At 40.4% G+C, this 17172-nt stretch carries 13 protein-coding genes; all 13 read left to right on the top strand.

Annotated elements, in window-relative coordinates:
* Positions 1 to 79 precede the first annotated feature (79 nt).
* The 13 genes from bshC (at position 80) to ftsA (ending at position 17130) form a co-directional block, all read left to right on the top strand.
* The gene (gene bshC, locus E2L03_RS02305) at positions 80 to 1702 is read left to right on the top strand and encodes a bacillithiol biosynthesis cysteine-adding enzyme BshC (RefSeq protein WP_051667554.1); all 1623 of its coding nucleotides are present in this window, start codon (positions 80 to 82) and stop codon (positions 1700 to 1702) included.
* 152 nt (positions 1703 to 1854) lie between these two features.
* The gene (gene mraZ / locus E2L03_RS02300) at positions 1855 to 2286 is read left to right on the top strand and encodes a division/cell wall cluster transcriptional repressor MraZ (RefSeq protein WP_035395175.1); all 432 of its coding nucleotides are present in this window, start codon (positions 1855 to 1857) and stop codon (positions 2284 to 2286) included.
* Positions 2287 to 2322: 36 nt separating this feature from the next.
* Positions 2323 to 3252, top strand: coding sequence for a 16S rRNA (cytosine(1402)-N(4))-methyltransferase RsmH (gene rsmH, locus E2L03_RS02295; RefSeq protein WP_134258521.1), 930 nt, complete (start codon positions 2323 to 2325; stop codon positions 3250 to 3252).
* 24 nt (positions 3253 to 3276) lie between these two features.
* Positions 3277 to 3591 (top strand): hypothetical protein, encoded by a 315-nt coding sequence (locus tag E2L03_RS02290; RefSeq protein ID WP_134258520.1) that lies wholly within the window; start codon positions 3277 to 3279, stop codon positions 3589 to 3591.
* A gap of 49 nt (positions 3592 to 3640) precedes the next feature.
* Positions 3641 to 5821 carry a penicillin-binding transpeptidase domain-containing protein gene (locus E2L03_RS02285; RefSeq protein ID WP_134258519.1) on the top strand — a complete coding sequence of 727 codons (2181 nt, stop codon included), beginning with the start codon at positions 3641 to 3643 and terminating at the stop codon, positions 5819 to 5821.
* Positions 5822 to 5982: 161 nt separating this feature from the next.
* On the top strand, positions 5983 to 7917 hold the full coding sequence (locus E2L03_RS02280) for a stage V sporulation protein D (RefSeq protein ID WP_134258518.1): 1935 nt from the start codon (positions 5983 to 5985) through the stop codon (positions 7915 to 7917).
* Positions 7918 to 8005: 88 nt separating this feature from the next.
* Positions 8006 to 9469 carry a UDP-N-acetylmuramoyl-L-alanyl-D-glutamate--2,6-diaminopimelate ligase gene (locus E2L03_RS02275; protein WP_134258517.1) on the top strand — a complete coding sequence of 488 codons (1464 nt, stop codon included), beginning with the start codon at positions 8006 to 8008 and terminating at the stop codon, positions 9467 to 9469.
* The gene (locus tag E2L03_RS02270) at positions 9466 to 10824 is read left to right on the top strand and encodes a UDP-N-acetylmuramoyl-tripeptide--D-alanyl-D-alanine ligase (protein WP_134258516.1); all 1359 of its coding nucleotides are present in this window, start codon (positions 9466 to 9468) and stop codon (positions 10822 to 10824) included. Before E2L03_RS02275 ends, E2L03_RS02270 begins: the two co-directional genes overlap by 4 nt.
* A 3-nt stretch (positions 10825 to 10827) precedes the next feature.
* A complete protein-coding gene (mraY, locus tag E2L03_RS02265) occupies positions 10828 to 11805 on the top strand; it encodes a phospho-N-acetylmuramoyl-pentapeptide-transferase (RefSeq protein WP_038480966.1) in 978 nt (325 codons plus the stop codon).
* A complete protein-coding gene (gene murD / locus E2L03_RS02260; RefSeq protein WP_134258515.1) occupies positions 11802 to 13166 on the top strand; it encodes a UDP-N-acetylmuramoyl-L-alanine--D-glutamate ligase in 1365 nt (454 codons plus the stop codon). The genes mraY and murD overlap by 4 nt, the downstream gene beginning before the upstream one ends.
* A 284-nt stretch (positions 13167 to 13450) precedes the next feature.
* A complete protein-coding gene (gene spoVE, locus E2L03_RS02255) occupies positions 13451 to 14548 on the top strand; it encodes a stage V sporulation protein E (protein ID WP_038480960.1) in 1098 nt (365 codons plus the stop codon).
* Between the two features lie 226 nt (positions 14549 to 14774).
* On the top strand, positions 14775 to 15536 hold the full coding sequence (locus E2L03_RS02250; protein ID WP_197196504.1) for a cell division protein FtsQ/DivIB: 762 nt from the start codon (positions 14775 to 14777) through the stop codon (positions 15534 to 15536).
* Positions 15537 to 15834: 298 nt separating this feature from the next.
* On the top strand, positions 15835 to 17130 hold the full coding sequence (gene ftsA / locus E2L03_RS02245) for a cell division protein FtsA (RefSeq protein ID WP_038480954.1): 1296 nt from the start codon (positions 15835 to 15837) through the stop codon (positions 17128 to 17130).
* Positions 17131 to 17172 lie beyond the last annotated feature (42 nt).

Here is a 17172-nt window from a genome sequence, read left to right as displayed (position 1 = left end):
AACTTATTTGGTTGTACTTGTTGTTTTTGCTATGATGGAAAGCGGATATGGAAAATGCATGGTGAGGAGATTTTAAGCGATGAAAATGGAGGAGCTTAGTAAGGAGACGTTAAAAGGCTTTGCTGCCGATTACGAGAAAGGTCTAGAGCCCATTAAAGACTTTTTTTCTTACATGCCATCGGATACGCAGTGGCTTCAAAAACGATGTCAAGATTTACGTGAACGTCGTTTTTCTCATAAACAAGAGCTTGTGACGTATGTAGAAAACCGGACAAAAGGATTGCCCAATCGAAACAAACTAGACGAAAATTTACATAAATTAAAACATGAAGATGCACTCGTTGTCGTGGGTGGACAGCAGGCAGGGCTTTTTACAGGTCCTTTATACAGTGTATATAAAGCAATGTCGGTCATTATACTTGCCAAAACGTACGAAAAAGAATTACAACGACCTGTTGTCCCGTTGTTTTGGATTGCTGGAGAAGACCATGATTTGGATGAAGTACGGACAATTTATAAAAAAGAGGAACATAAATGGAAAAAACGGTTGCTTGCAGACGAGGTAGACGGCACGGCAGCATCAAAAAAGCATTTGCCGCAAAGTGAATTGCACGATTTCATAAAAGAACTTTTTTCATCATTACCTGAAACGGCCTACACGACTGAATTAAAAGCAAAGGTAGAGAATTGTGCAGCTGAGTCAAAAACATACGTAGATTTCTTTATGAGTATGATGCACGACTTGTTTGCTGAGGAAGGGTTGCTTTATCTAGATAGTGATGATGATGTATTAAGAGAAATAGAGAAACCTTTTTTTAAATCGTTAATTTTACACGTGGAGGAGCTACAGGCAGCACAAATAGAAGGGGAAACCCGCTTTGCCACACAAGGCTACGGAAAACCGATTGGAACGGATCAAGAAAATGCGCATCTTTTTTATACTGTAGACGGAAAGCGGTATCGCTTAAACTATAGTGACGGTGTCTTCTATATGGCTGATCATTCACTAACATTTACAAAGGATGAATTAGTCGAAGAGGTAGAAAAACACCCAAGCAGGTTTAGCAATAACGTTGTCACTCGCCCATTGATGCAGGAATGGTTGTTACCGACGGTAGCGTTTGTTGCAGGTCCAGGCGAATTGGCCTATTGGGGAACGTTAAAAGAGAGCTTCTCTTTATTTCAGTTTCACGTAACACCTGTTATGCAACGTATGTCGGCAACGATTATTCCACGCCATGTTGAAAAACACTTAGTTGAACAAGGCGAAGATCCAGTTTTTTATATAGAAGGAAACGGTGAAACTTTAAAGCAACAGTGGCTTGATGCTCAGCACTCATTTGAAATTAAAACGTATATTAAGCGGGCGCAAGAGCAAATGGAGCAAGCTCATCAGCCATTAAGAGAGCTTGCAAAAGAAATGAACGAGACGTTATATGATATTAGTTTGAAAAACAAAGCGTTTATCCAAGATCAATTAACTCGTTTGGAAACGTTTATGACGAAAGAGATTAAGCGAAGGTATGAAACAGAATTAAACAAGTATGATGAGGCCATTTGTTGGTTACGACCTCAATCGAGTCCACAAGAACGTATGTTAAACCCAATCGTTCTTCTTAACGTAACAGGTAGTGACATTGTTCAACGCTTGCTCAATGAATTAGAGCAACATCCGCGTCGTCATCTTTTGATTTACATCTAATGGTGTCTACCTTTGTCAATAAAAAAATCTACTGAAAATCCTGCAGGAATGCAGGATTTTTTTTTATTCTGTGGAAATGAGAAGATCAGAGTGGTACAAAGTGGGGGTTTGTGGTAAGTTTAGGGTACAAAGTGGTGGGAGGTTGGCAGAGTATGTTTTTAGGCGAGTATCGGCATTCTATAGATGATAAAGGCCGCATGATCGTTCCTGCCAAGTTTAGAGAGCCACTTGGTCCTTCATTTGTTGTAACGAGAGGCTTAGATCACTGTTTGTTTGTGTATCCGAAGTCAGAGTGGGACAAGCTTGAAGGGCAATTAAAAGAACTCCCATTTACGAAAAAAGATGCCCGGGCATTTACACGATTCTTTTTTTCAGGAGCAGCTGAATGTGAATTGGATAAACAAGGAAGAATAAATGTCCCAAATCATTTAAGAGAATATGCTAAATTAGAAAAAGAGTGTGTTGTTATTGGCGTATCGAGTCGTGTTGAAGTATGGAGTAAGACACTTTGGGAAGAGTATGTATCAGATTCTGAAGACTCTTTCGCTGAAATTGCAGAAAACCTCGTTGACTTTGACTTATAACGTTAACGTAAATTGAAAAAAGGAATTAGGTGCAAGATGTTTCTACATACAACCGTATTAAAAGAAGAGTCAGTCCAACAGTTGAATATAAAAAAAGATGGCATCTATGTGGATTGTACATTAGGTGGAGCAGGTCATTCAAAGCGAATAGCAGAGCAACTTGAAACAGGTCATTTATACGCATTTGACCAAGATGAAGTTGCATTAAATCATGCAAAAGAAGTAATGAAGGATCATCTACATAACGTAACGTTTATTCGGAGTAATTTTCGCTATTTAAAAGAAGAACTAGCAGCCCATGGGGTAATGAAGGTCGATGGCGTGTTGTTTGATTTAGGTGTTTCATCTCCTCAACTAGATGAAGCGGAAAGAGGATTTAGTTATCATCAGGATGCGCCACTCGATATGAGAATGGACCAGCGTGCTCCATTAACGGCAAAAGAAGTGGTAAACGAATGGCCGTTTCAAAAGCTACTTTCCATTATTTCAAGGTATGGAGAAGAGAAGTTTGCAAAGCAAATAGCGCGTAAAATTGAAAGTGAACGTGTAAAGAAGCCGATTGAAACAACAGCGGAGTTAGTTGAGATCATAAAAGATGTTATTCCTGCACCAGCTCGTCGTGCAGGTGGGCATCCTGCTAAGCGTACGTTTCAAGCGATTCGAATTGCTGTTAATGATGAATTGGGAGCATTTGAAGATGGATTGCTAGATGCATTAGAGCTGTTGAATGAACGGGGGCGACTCGCCGTTATTACCTTTCATTCTTTAGAAGACCGCTTATGCAAGCAAGTGTTTAAAGAGAAAACGACTATTCCAGATCTACCGAAAGGGTTGCCCATTATACCAGATGATAAAAAAGCTCCTTTCACTTTAGTAACAAGAAAGCCAATTGTAGCTTCAGACAACGAACTAGAAGAGAACAACCGCTCGCGATCAGCTAAGTTACGCGTGATAGAAAAATTGTAGGCTTGATTAAAAGGAGGATAAAGTATGTTAGCTAGACAATCGTATACTCAACCGCAAGAACGGGCGGTGCAAAAAGAAAAACAAGTGATTCGTTACCGTGCAAGGATTACATTAGGAGAGAAAGTCATTGCGACATTTCTAGCTATCGTACTTTTTGCTATGCTCTGCCTCATTGTACATAATTATTCCAACCTTTATGGGTTGAGTACAACTTTGCAAACCGAACAAACGGAAGTGAACAAAATCACTGTTGAAAATGACGGGCTTAAGACCATTCTAGCAGAAGAGAGTGCGCCAGAGAATGTTATGCGTCGAGCGAAAGAACAAGGGATGAACTAGTTCACTATGAACTAGTTTTTTCTTTACTAAGTGAAAAGGAGGGACTGAAATGGAAATTAAACGCGCCGTGACAAATAAGAGAGCCGTTGTCTTGTTATTTCTGTTCTTAGCTGTCTTTGTTGTTTTAGTTGGTCGCATTGCTTATATACAACTAACAAAAGAGGTCAAAGGTAATGACCTTGTCGCTATGGCAGAAGAACGCTACTCACGATCAGAGGTTTTGCCAAGTGAAAGAGGAAGCATTTCGGATCGTCATGGAAGCGTGCTAGCTGAAGATATTCCTGCTTATCATGTTCTTGCCGTGCTCTCTGAAAATCAAGGAAAAGGCAACTATATAGAAGATATTGAACGAACAGCTGAACAACTTGCGCCAATTATTCAACTAGAAGTAGAAGAATTAACGAGGATGCTCACAGACGGAAAAGACGAGGGTCGCTATCAAATTGAATTAGGACCAACTTCTCGCTATCTATCGTTTGAAACGAAAGAAACGATTCAAGATTTGAAACTGCCGGGCATCCAGCTTGAAGAAGCAACCCGCCGCTATTATCCGAATCAAACGTTTGCATCTCATGTAATCGGTCAAAAAAGCATTAACGAAGATATTGGAAGCATTGGCTTAGAAGGACGACTTGATGAATTTTTAGCTTCAACGGATGGCTCAATTGAATATAGCCGTTTAGGACGCTTAAATTCTCCAGCTGAAAACATTACGCTACCATCGGACGGTGCTTCTGTGCAACTAACTCTAGATACACGAATTCAAGCGTCTATGGAGCAAGCCATGTCGCAAGTTGAATTAGAGTTTAGCCCTGAAAAGATGACAGCCATTGCTGCCGATGCAAAAACAGGTGAAATATTGGCAATGTCGAATCGACCAAGCTTTAACCCAAATCAACATGGGCAAATTGAAAACTATTTAAATTATGCAGTTGCAGATGCAGTTGAACCTGGATCAACGTTAAAGATGTTTACAGTGGCAGCCGCCATTGAAGAAGGTTATTTTCAAGACGATCACTATTTTCAATCAGGTGAGTATGAAATTGATTTGCATAGTAACCCTGTTAGAGATGTAAACCCAGAAGGGTGGGGAGAGATTTCGTATGAAGAGGGCGTTCATCGTTCTTCGAATGTATTGATGTCCAAACTCGTGTTAGAGGATCTAGGGATTGAACCTTTTTATCAGTATCTAGAAGATTTTGGTTTCTCCAAGTCCACAGGGATTGATTTAAGTCAAGAAAGTGCCGGTAAACTTGAAAAAGGAAGACGCTCAGATGCTGCAAGAACCGCCTTTGGTCAAACGTCCACTATGACTCCTATTCAGCTTGTTCAAGCGGCTACGGCTATTGCAAACGGTGGAAAGATGATGAAACCGTATATTGTTCAAGAAATTAAGGATGATGAAGGGAAAGTCCTTCAAGAAGGCAGCAGTGAAGTGGTTGGTGAGCCTATTTCTGCAGAAACAGCGGCTCACGTTCGTGATTTGCTTCGTGGTGTCGTGACAGAAGAATATGGTACAGGGCGTAAGTACGATATTCAAGGTGTAGATGTTCTTGGAAAAACGGGGACGGCGCAAATTGCGGAGCAAGGTGGTTATTTAAATGGCCATGGGCAATATTTATACTCCTTTTTAGGCATGGCACCTTATGAGGACCCTGAAATTGTCGTTTACGTATCGGTAACGAAGCCCAATTTAACGACTGAGCAATCAGGGAATGATCCTGTTTCTATGATCTTTAATGCAGTGATGCAAAGTAGTATGGTCTATTTGGATTTAGAACCAAACGAAGAAGAATTACTAGAGGAAGCAGAAGAAAGCGGTTTTGATATGGTTAACGTCGTAGGTGAACGAACAACCTATGCAACCGAGCTTTTAGAGGATAAAAAAGTAATTGTTGTTGGTGAAGGTGATCGCATTGACTATCAAGAACCAGCAGAAGGTGTGCGTGTTTTGAACGATGAGCCTATTCTCTTAATTACAGATGGGGAAAGCCGAGCGTTGCCTGATATGCGTGGTTGGTCACGCCGAGATGTATTAAAAATGACCAATATCCTTGATTTAGAGCTTGATTATTCAGGTAATGGCTATGTTGTTCAACAAAGCCCAGTTGCTGGAACGCCCATTTCGGAAGGGGAAGCCCTCCAAGTCCATTTGGAATCGACAGTTCCAGAAGAGGTAGAAGAAATGGAAGAAGAACAAGACCAAACTGAAACGGAAGATGATTCTTAAAAAGGACTAAAGAAAACAAAGAAGACTTAACCACGGTTAAGTCTTCTTTGTTTTGCTTTTGATAGGAACTGATGCCCACGTGAGCTTGTTCTAAATAGTTGTCTTTGTTCATAGGGTTAACCATAGGACAGGATGTTGATAAACGAAAGTGGGGGAGAGCCGTGCGCGTTTCAAATGTAACAGTCAGAAAACGGCTGCTATTGTTATTTGTTGTAGGAATTGTCGTATTTACAGTCATTGGAGCACGTTTAGGGTATGTTCAGTTCGGACAAGGTTTATGGCTTACTGAAAAAGCAGAGGATTCTTGGGGGAGAGATATTCCGTTTGAACCAAAGCGAGGCGATATACTAGATCGAAATGACGTCGAATTAGCAACGAATATTAGCACGCCTTCCATTATTGTTTTTCCAAGACAGGTAAAAGACCCTGCAGATGCAGCAGAAAAATTAGCATCCGTATTAAATGCAAATAAGGACGAGGTATACGAAGATTTAACGAAAAAAGAAAGTAAAGTGTATATTCGCCCAGAAGGACAAAAAATGGACCAACAAACAGCGCAAGAGGTGCGAAGTTTAAATATAGAAGGCATTTATATAGCAGAAGACTCGAAGCGTCACTATCCCTTTGGGAGTTATTTATCCCATGTACTTGGATTTGCAGGCATCGACAATCAAGGTCTAACAGGTTTAGAATTCGTCTATGATGAAAAGTTAAAAGGTACAGAGGGGTATGTATCCTTTTATTCAACGGCTAAAAATACAAAAATGCCAAATTTAGCTGATGAATATACAGCTCCAATTAATGGCTTAAATTTAAAATTAACAATTGATAGTCGTGTTCAAACGATTGTGGAACGGGAGTTAGATATTGCAGAAGCCAAGTATAATCCAGATGGAGCGATAGCCATTGCGATGAATCCAAAAAATGGTGAGATTCTAGCAATGAGCAGTCGACCACACTTTAACCCGGAAAACTATCGAGATGTCCCAGCTGAAATATACAATCAAAATAAGCCTGTCTGGATGCAGTATGAGCCTGGTTCAACGTTTAAATTAATTACCCTTGCAGCGGCGTTAGAAGAGGATGTCGTTGATTTAGACAATGATCACTTCTACGACCCTGGTTACGTAGATGTAGCAGGTACAAAGCTCCACTGTTGGAAACGAGGAGGGCACGGTTCACAAACGTTCTTAGAAGTTGTGCAAAATTCATGTAACCCAGGATTTGTTGAACTTGGTCAACGCTTAGGTACTGATCGATTGTTTGATTATATTGAAGACTTCGGGTTCGGTCAAAAGACCGGCGTTGATTTACAAGGTGAAGCGAAAGGCATCTTGTTTAATCGTGAACGTGTAGGTCCGTTAGAGCAAGCAACAACGGCCTTTGGCCAAGGGGTTGCAGTAACGCCGATTCAACAAGTGGCGGCAGTCGCAGCCGCCGTCAATGGAGGCTATTTGTACGAACCTTACATTGCAAAAGAGTGGGTAGATGATGTCACAGGGGAGGTTGTTGAACGAAACAATCCGGTGATGAAACGACAAGTCATTTCGCCTGAAACATCTGAAAAAGTTCGCTATGCGATGGAAAATGTTGTTGCCAAAGGCTCAGGTGGAAAAGCTTTTGTCGATGGTTACCGTGTTGGTGGAAAGACAGGTACGGCTCAAAAAGCTAAAGATGGTCGTTATCTAGAGAACAACTATATCCTATCATTTCTTGGTGTAGCCCCAATGGATGACCCAGAAATTATTGTGTATGTGGCAATTGATAATGCTAAAGGAGCCGTTCAATATGGTAGCCAAGTTTCCGCTCCAATCGCTGGGAAGATTATCGGGGATAGCTTAGAAGCAATGGGTGTTGAAAAAAGAAAAGATCAAATTGAAAAAGAACTTAAATGGGATGAAGAAGGTTTAGTAGAAGTACCAAATTTGTTAGGGCGAACGAAGAGGGACATTTATGAATCTCATTATGAATTGCGCCTCTCAGCATCTGGTGAAGGGGAAGCTGTCGCCCGACAAGCACCTGAACCAGGTACAAGGGTTCCAAAAGATTCAACAATCCGTGTCTATATGGGTGACAAAACGAATGAGAACGACTAAAATAAGAGACGTGTGTTTTATTACTCATTCATCTTTTAAACAAATAAACGTGGATAAGATTGATTGTTGAACGTTGGAGGCAATAAAAATGAAATTAAGCGAATTGCTTCATGGTATAAGAGGCATGAATACGTTAAATGTAAAGGAAGCGACAGTTGACATTCATCATATTGAAATGGATTCAAGAGAAGTCCGTCCAGGCACGTTGTTTTTCTGCATTAATGGCTATACTGTGGATGGTCATGATTTTGCACAAAGTGCTTATGAAAAAGGGGCAGTTGCTATTGTTTCAGAACGCCCGTTAGATGTACCAATTCCAGTTTTCGTGGTTCGTGATACAAAGCGAACAATGGCGCAACTGTCGAATCGCTTTTACGATCATCCGACCAAGAAATTACAACTCATTGGTGTAACTGGTACGAACGGTAAAACATCGGTTACGCACATTTTAGAGCAGTTGTTTAAAGGTCAAAATCGTACAACTGGGTTAATTGGCACGATGTACACAAAAATAGACGATGTGTATATCGAAACAAAGAACACGACGCCTGAATCACTCGTTTTGCAACAAAGGTTTCAGGAAATGGTCGACAAACAGGTTGATACGGCATTAATGGAAGTATCCTCTCATGCTCTTCACTTAGGTCGAGTACGTGGGTGTGACTTTGATATTGCCATCTTTACAAACTTGTCACCAGACCATATTGATTACCATCAATCAATGGATCACTATATGTATGCAAAGAGTTTACTGTTTTCACAACTTGGAAACACTTATGAAGGAAAAACGGCCATTTTTAATGGCGACGATCAAGTGGCAGATCAACTAATTCAAATGACGACAGCTGATATTATAACGTACGGAATTAAAAAACAAGCGGACGTCATGGCGTCTAACATTCGGGCTGCTGCAACTGGAACCACATTTACGCTGACTGTATTTGGTGAATCGATTGAAGTCCAAACACGCTTAATCGGGCTGTTTAATGTCTACAACGTTCTAGCTGCTGTATCAGCTGCCTATGTATCAAACATCTCTCTTTCAGCGATTCAACAAGGCTTAGAAAGCATTGAAGGTATAGCTGGTAGATTTGAGGCGATAGACTCTGGTCAGGATTTTGCTGTTATTGTAGACTATGCTCATACACCAGATAGCTTAGAGAATGTGTTGAAAACCGTACAAGACTTTGCGAATAACCAGATTCGAGTAGTGGTTGGTTGTGGGGGAGACCGGGATAAAACGAAGCGCCCTATTATGGGTGAAATTGCTGTGAAATATGCAGACGAGACCATTTTCACATCCGATAACCCGAGAACAGAAGATCCAACCACGATATTACAAGAGATGACGGCTGGATTAGATCGAGATCAGTATCGCTTAATTGTAGACCGTTCAGAGGCGATCCACTACGCGATGAAACAAGCGAAAACGAATGACATAATCATTATAGCCGGTAAAGGCCATGAGACCTATCAAGAGGTCGGTCGAGAACGTACGCATTTTGATGATCGTGAAGTAGCGAGGGCTGCATTAAAGGAGCGGATAAAATGATTGAAGCAAGACTAGTTGAATCTGTTGCGAAGCGGACACGTCTACAGGATGGACCGGTTTCTTTTCATAGTGTCACAACCGATTCGCGAAAAGATTCAAACGCAGCTTTATTCGTTCCGCTTAGTGGTGAACGGTTTAATGGACACCATTATCTCGACTCGGCGATTGCATCTGGAGCGATAGCGGCAATCTGGCAAGAACAGGAGCCTGTGCCTACGTCAATACCAGCGTCGTTTCAGCTTTATTTCGTGGATGACCCGCTACATGCTCTACAAGAATTGGCTCAGCTCTATCGAGATGAAATCAATCCATATGTGATTGGGATAACAGGTTCAAACGGAAAAACAACCACAAAAGATATTGTATTCCAACTTCTTGGTGGTGAACCATTCGTCCATCGAACTGCTGGAAACTTAAACAATCATATCGGAGTTCCATTAACGTTGCTTTCAATGCCTAAAGAATGTAAATTTGCCGTTGTAGAGATGGGGATGAACCATGCCGGGGAAATTTCTTTTCTCTCAAAACTTGCAAAGCCAGATTTAGCTATTGTGACAAATATTGGAGAAGCCCATATCGAGCATTTAGGTTCAAGACAGGGGATTGCAAGCGCAAAGATGGAAATGTTAGATGGGTTAAAACAAGACGGCTTCCTTGTGCTAGATGGAGATGAACCTTTATTAAATGGATTTCAGCAAGAGAAAACCGTTTCAATTGGGTTTAATCATCAAAATAAGGAAGCAATCGCAACGTTTCAGCCTAAAGAAGATGGCTTTACTTTTTCATTTCTAGATGAAAAGGATTGGTATTTGCCTCTATTAGGTGAGCACAACGTCAAGAATGCTGCTTATGGCATATGGATTGCGCGTCAAGTTGGCTTTGCACCGGAAACGATCAAAGAACGACTAGCAAACGTTACGATTACGGGTATGCGTCTTGAGAAAGTAGCAGGACCAAATGGATCAACGTTCATTAATGATGCGTATAACGCAAACCCTAGTTCAATGAAGGCGGCAATTGAAACGATTAAATCATTACCTGAATTTAAGAGAAGAATTGTTGTATTAGGTGATATTTATGAACTAGGTCCAGATGAAGAAGCGCTTCATAGAAGTGTGGTAAGTGCGATTGATACACCGATTACCAACGTTGTTTGTGTCGGTGAAAAAGGCTATTGGATATATGATGAAGTAAAACAACAAAACGGGGCGATTGCGGTTGAACATGTTGAGAACGTTTCAGATGTAGCTGAAACCATTCGACCCCTTTTGAATCATGACACCGTTGTATTGCTGAAGGCATCACGTCGTCTTGCTTTGGAGCAAGTGTTATCGGCTGTCAAAGGAGGCGCTTAGAAAATGGAAGAGTGGACGTTACTTATTGTCCTATCGTTATCCTTTTTATTCGCGGTCATCCTTTGTCCTCTTTTTATTCCGTTTTTAAGGCGTTTAAAGTTTGGGCAAAGCATTCGTGAAGAAGGACCGAAATCACATCAAAAGAAAAGCGGTACACCGACAATGGGCGGAATTGTCATTGTCTTATCGATTTTAGTGACATCCCTATTAATTGGTTTTGTCTTTTTTGAATTTACACCAGAATTGTTATTACTTATGCTTGTTACAATCGGCTATGGGGTCGTTGGTTTTTTTGATGACTATTTAAAAGTCGCACGCAAACATAACCTTGGATTAACATCAAAACAGAAATTAGTTGGGCAACTGATTATCGCTGGCTTATTTTATGTAGGATTACTTTACATTGAACTAGATACAATAGTATCCATTCCTGGAACAGACATCGGTCTTGACATAGGGTGGTTTTATGCTGTACTTGTTGTGATTATGCTGCTTGCTGGAAGTAACGCAGTAAACTTAACAGACGGTTTAGACGGCTTATTATCAGGGACTGGCGCCATTGCTTTTGCCGCATTTGCGATACTAGCTTGGAGCACTGGCTTTATTGATGCAGCTTTATTTTCAACGGCTATTACTGGGGCTCTCCTTGGGTTTCTTGTATTTAATGCTCATCCAGCAAAAGTTTTTATGGGTGATACGGGTTCGTTAGCGTTAGGAGGAGCCATTGCAGGTATTGCCATTTTGACTAAGATGGAGCTTATGCTCATCATTATTGGTGGCGTGTTCGTCATTGAAACCTTATCCGTTATTATTCAAGTTATTTCATTTAAAACAACTGGCAAGCGTGTTTTTAAGATGAGTCCGCTTCATCATCATTATGAATTAGTCGGGTGGTCAGAGTGGCGTGTAGTTGTCACGTTCTGGTTACTAGGCGTAGTCTTTGCCATTATGGGAATTTACATTGGAGTGTGGTTAACATGAAGCCTTTCCCACATGTAAATAAAAAGCAGGTGCTTGTGCTTGGTTTAGCAAAAAGTGGCATGGCTGCAGCAGTGGCTCTTCATAAATTAGGTGCTATTGTGACAGTAAATGATGGAAAACCAAGAGCTGAAAGCAAAGAAGTGGATGCACTAGAGGAAAAAGGGATTGAAGTTGTCTGTGGAGGTCATCCACTTCACTTACTTGATACAACTAGTTTAATTATAAAAAACCCTGGCATTCCTTATTCCAACCTCTTAATCACTGAAGCCATGAATCGAAATATTCCTATATGGACTGAAGTCGAACTTGCCTATCGCATTGCTGAAGCAGAGATTGTCGCAATAACCGGTTCAAACGGAAAAACAACAACGACGACTCTCGTTCATGCCATGCTTGAGCATAGTGAAAGAACACCTTTAATTGCTGGTAATATAGGAACTGTAGCGACAAGTGTAGCCTTAGAAGCAACAAAAGAGAATGTGATGGTACTTGAACTGTCAAGTTTTCAATTAATGGGTACGGAGCAATTTAAACCTAAAGTGGCCGTCTGGCTTAATTTGTTTGATGCTCATTTGGATTACCATGGGTCAAAGGAATTGTATATAGAAGCAAAAGCGAAAGTGTATGAAAACATGACGAAAGAGGATTATCTTGTTTATTCTGCGGATGATCCCATCGTTGCCAAGCATGTTCAGCAATCAAAGGCGACTCTTGTTCCTTTTTCAACGAAATTAGAGTTGCCAACAGGTGCTTATATAAAGGATAATGCGATTTATTTTCGCGAAGAACGCATTTGCCCACTAGATGAAATTGTTTTACCAGGAGCTCATAATATTGAAAATATGCTTGCTTCTGTTGCAGCGGCAAAATTAGCTGGTGGGACCAATGCGCAAATAAAAACCGTACTAACAACGTTTACTGGCGTGAAACATCGACTTCAGTTCGTTGGTGACGTTCATGGGCGTAAAGTCTATAACGATTCAAAGGCGACAAACATTTTGGCGACACAAGCTGCATTAGCCTCCTTTAAGCAAGATATTGTTTTACTGGCAGGTGGTTTGGATCGTGGGAATGAGTTTGATGAACTGAGCCCAAGTTTAACCCATGTGAAAACGCTCGTCGTTTTTGGTGAAACAAAAACAAAATTAACAGCTTTAGGGAACAAATTAGGAATTAACGTTGTACAGGCTATTGATGTACGAGATGCAGCGACAAAAGCATTTGAACATTCAAACGTAAAGGACGTTGTTCTACTTTCTCCAGCATGTGCAAGTTGGGATCAGTACTCGACGTTTGAAGAACGGGGAGATGCGTTTTTAGCTACTGTTTCACAATTAAGTAACAGTCAATTAATGGAATAAGGTAAAGAGGCTGGGACAAAAGTAGATAGACAGACCAAAATGACGAACATTCCTGAAAATAGGAACGTTCGTCGTTTGTTTTATATGAATATGAGCGAAGGATTCTCCTGTAGCGGTGCTACTCAGCATAGTTTAGACTATTCGTCTTTTCAAATACTACTTTTCGTTATGTCCCAGCCTCTTTTTTTCTTTACAACACTTTCAAGCATGTACAAATGTTTTGGACATGTTTTCTTTACCTCATTCATATAGTGAGGTAGTAGGGTACTTGCTGGGGGTGAACAATGAATAAAGAAAGACAGGCGCCCGATTATATCTTAATTGTTGCAACGATTGTCTTGCTTAGCGTTGGCTTAATTATGGTATACAGTGCAAGTGAAGCATGGGCAACCTATCGCTTTAACGATTCGTTGTTTTTTGCTAAAAGACAATTATTTTTTGGAAGTGTAGGCGTCCTCTTGATGTTTTTTATTTCTCGAGTCGATTACTGGACGTGGCGTACGTATTCAAAGCTGTTACTAATTATTTGTTTTATTTTGCTTGTGCTCGTACTCATTCCTGGTGTTGGTCTTGTTAGAGGTGGGGCAAGAAGCTGGCTAGGAATTGGCGCATTTTCGATTCAACCATCAGAATTTATGAAAATTGCCATGATTATTTTTTTGGCAAACTTTTTAGCGGTGAATCAAAAGCGAATTGTCTTGTTTAGAAAAGGGTTATTACCGGCGCTCGCTTTTGTGATGGTTGCCTTTGGAATGATTATGCTCCAGCCAGATTTAGGGACTGGTACTGTTATGGTAGGAACGTGCGTTGCCATGATTTTTATTGCGGGAGCAAGAGTAAAGCATTTTATGGGCTTGTTTTTAATTGGTGTGGCAGGATTTGTCGTTCTAATCATTAGCGCTCCTTATCGGATTAAACGGATTACGTCTTTTCTAGACCCTTGGGCAGATCCAATGGAAAGTGGCTTTCAGATTATCCAGTCTTTATTAGCCATTGGCCCAGGAGGGTTACTAGGAATGGGTTTAGGTGAAAGTAGGCAAAAATATTTTTATTTGCCAGAACCACAAACCGATTTTATTTTTGCTATTTTAGCAGAGGAACTAGGTTTTTTAGGCGGTTTATTTGTGTTGCTTTTATTTGGTATTATTTTCTGGCGTGGCGTAAGAATTGCTTTAGGTGCTCCTGATTTATTTGGTAGTTTCTTAGCCGCAGGTATTGTAACGATGATTGTTATTCAAGTAATGATAAACATCGGCGTTGTTACTGGTTTAATGCCTGTTACCGGCATTACGCTGCCACTTTTAAGCTACGGTGGTTCATCCTTAACACTCATGCTGATGTCAATTGGTCTGCTAATTAATATTAGTAGACATACTCGCTAATAATGTACCTTAAACAAATGGATAAATGGTGTCGATACATGTAGAGAGTTCGTTTTTTTGAACTCTCTATTTATTATTCATAGAATTGTAAAGGAAATATATGATAAAATGCAGAAAACAACAGTAAAATAGGTTTTAAAAAAGTAAAATAGGGAATAGAAGCAGGTCTAAGATTAATTTGCTTGTATTCACTCATCAGCTGAATGAAGTAGTTGGAGGAATGAATGTGAGTCATGATGAGAAAGTCATTTCTGTAAACGAAAGAATTCCGACTCTACAGGAAAAGCGACGACGCAAAGCGAACAAGCGTTTATTAAGTATAGTCGTATTGTTCTTTGTCTTAATGATGGTACTTGTGTACTTCCAAAGTCCATTGAGTGAAGTGAAATCCGTACAAGTGAGTGGTAATCAGCTGTTAACAGATGAAGAGGTTCTTGAAGCTAGCGGTTTAAGTGAAGGAATGAATATTTGGAATATCGATCGGAACACTCGAATCGAGCAAACTGCACAATTAAAAGAAGTGGAGTCCATTGAAATAAGCCGTCGTTTGCCATCTTCTCTTTTTATACAGGTAAAGGAGTATCCCCGGGTTGCTTATGTGTATAGTGAGGAAGGTTATTTGCCCCTTTTAAAAAACGGGCAAATCTTAGACACTGTACATGATAGTCAACTTGTTGGAGACGCACCTATATTGGTGGATTTTACTGAAGAATCATTGAGAGAGACAATTGGCGAACAATTAATGCAAACAGCGCCAGAGATTGTTAGTCGAATCTCGGAAATTATGTATACGCCTACTGAGGATGCACCAGAGGAATTAACCCTTTATATGACAGATGGAATGGAAGTACGTACAGATTTATCTTCATTTGCAGAGTATATGCAGTCTTATCCGCAAGTGCATACACAAATCGATGGAGCACAGGATGGTGTCCTCTATATGAAAATGAGTCCCTATTTTAGGGAAAATGATACGGCTCAGGAGTAGGAGTTTTGAAGGATTTTTCTACTCTTATTTCCTTGTGTTTCTGCTGTTTTTACGGTTAAAAGCTTTCGTGATCAGGTTCGGTACTCTATGTAACACATTCTTAATAAAGGATTGCTAGAGGTTTTGCCTTTTCACCTGTAAGAACATGGTGTAGACTAAAGAGCAAGAGCCTTAAAACATACATAATGCTACGAGAATTAAAGGATTCTACTAACACTTGTCGAATACTGCTTGTGTGAATAAAAAAAATGAAACTATTAAAGTTGAACACCATGATTGTGCAGATGAGGAGGTGCCATTGGTGAGTAATGAAACGTATGTAAGTTTAGACATTGGAACTTCTTCAGTAAAAGTCGTTGTTTCGGAAATTGCTGGAGGGTCAATTAACATTTTAGGTGTCGGTAGTGTTCCTTCTGAAGGAATTAAGAAAGGAGCCGTCGTCGATATAGATGAGACGGTTAAGTCAATTAAGCGGGCAGTGGAGCAAGCGGAACGTATGGTTGGCATAAAAATTGAACATGTTGTGGTCGGAGTGAATGGCAGTCACATTGAATTAACTCCTTGTCATGGAGTAGTCGCTGTCTCCAGTCCAGATCGAGAAATAAACGTAGAAGATGTTCGTAGAGTCATCGATGCATCACAAGTCATGTCAATTCCTCCTGAGAGAGAAGTGATTGATGTGATTCCAAAACAATTTATCGTGGATGGGCTTGATGAGATTACTGACCCTCGTGGAATGATTGGCGTTCGTCTGGAAATGGAAGGAACGTTAATAACAGGTTCAAAAACCGTCTTACATAATTTGTTAAGGTGTGTGGAGCGCGCCGGTCTTTCAATTGCTGAAATAAGCTTAAACTCTTTAGCAACAGGATCTGTAGCTGTTTCAAAAGATGAAAAAAGTTTAGGTGTTTGTGTGATTGAGATTGGAGGCGGTTCAACAACCGTATCCGTTTTTGAACAAGGTTCACTTGTTGCACTATCTGTTTTACCGATCGGCGGCGATCACATTACAAATGATTTAGCTGTTGGATTAAAGCTCACAACCGAAGAGGCAGAGCGCGTTAAATGCAAACATGGACATGCCTTTGTACCAGAAGCATCTACAGAAGAACAGATTACCATTCAAAAGATCGGTTCAAATGAAAGGCATACAATTACACAGCAAGAATTAGCAGGTATTATTGAACCAAGAGTAGAAGAAATTATTGAACTATGTGCAAAAGAATTGGTTCGGTTAGGATTTAAGCAATTTCCAAGTGGCTTTGTATTGACCGGTGGAGCTGTGATGATGCCGGGTGTTCTTGAATTAACAAAAGACATGCTTGAAGGAAATGTCCGTGTTGCCATCCCGAATTATATTGGGGTGCGTGAGCCGCGCTATACAGTAAGTATTGGGTTAATTCATTTTGCACACAAAAATGGACGTGTGCAAGGCAAGGAAATTGCAGCTGCTTTTTCCCAGTCAGAAGTGAATCAAGAAGAAGCGAACCCAGTAGCAACTTCCAAAAGAAGCAAGCGTAAAGAAGTTGAGCAACCGCAAGAAGAGAAAAAAGAATCCAAGATGAAATCTTGGTTTAAGACATTTTTTGATTAATGAAGAGCAGCTGACTGCCAGTATGGTTAGGGGGACAACGAA

The organism is Shouchella oshimensis, assembly GCF_004375095.1.
Classification (GTDB): domain Bacteria; phylum Bacillota; class Bacilli; order Bacillales; family Bacillaceae_D; genus Shouchella; species Shouchella oshimensis.
Note: the sequence above shows the minus strand (reverse complement) of the source record. Positions and strands in the feature narration are given on the sequence as shown.